Annotated in this window: 1 protein-coding gene; it reads right to left on the reverse strand. The window is 50.8% G+C overall.

The features are described from left to right. Positions 1–693 (reverse strand): carboxypeptidase-like regulatory domain-containing protein (locus tag R7Z50_RS27640; RefSeq protein ID WP_318149775.1); only part of this gene is annotated, 693 nt, incomplete at both ends.

Below are 693 nucleotides of genomic sequence, written 5' to 3' on the forward strand. Positions count from 1 at the left end.
GGTGATTCTCGCATCTTTGGCCAGACCTGATGTTGCCTCTTCAACTTGAAGTGAGAGAGTTGCTGGGCGTTTTAGAGACGTAAAATCGAGTGTTTGCTCGCCATTCCTCGCCACTTGAATCGATTGCAGCTCGCTGTTTGCGTGACCAGTCGCTGTGCCGTAGATTTGGTACTCACCCTCAGGCAGCGCCATGCTGTACTGGCCATCTTTGGCCAATGTCCAGGCATAGGGTTGTCCTTCTTTTTCGATCATCACGATAGCATCTTCAGGAACACGACCATTATCTGCGCGTAATTGGCCGTTGATGGTGCCTGTCGCTTGTCCTAGTCGGTCAGCTTCTGCCTTGACAATGGGGGCCATGTCTCCATTTGGAACCACTTGTAATCGGGATTGGAAAGTGCGGCTTTCTCCTGCTTTCAAGGTATGCCCTAGGTACATATCACGACCATTGTATTTGACGCGATCAAAATAAGGAGCATGAAGTGCAAAGGCCCAGTCTCGATCATAAGCGACCATGCGATCGGCGAGGGCATGGTCGGCCATGGATTCTTCTTTCCCTTCCAACCCCGGCACGGCAAATTGGTAGCCAGTGTCTGGCCAAATGGTGTGCCCTGATTCTAACGCGAGATCTTTTTTACCTTGGTTGGTCATGACCGTTTTAAGCGCAATTGAGTCAGATCCAGAAGCGAGTGT

Source organism: Vibrio sp. 1249-1, from assembly GCF_033340495.1.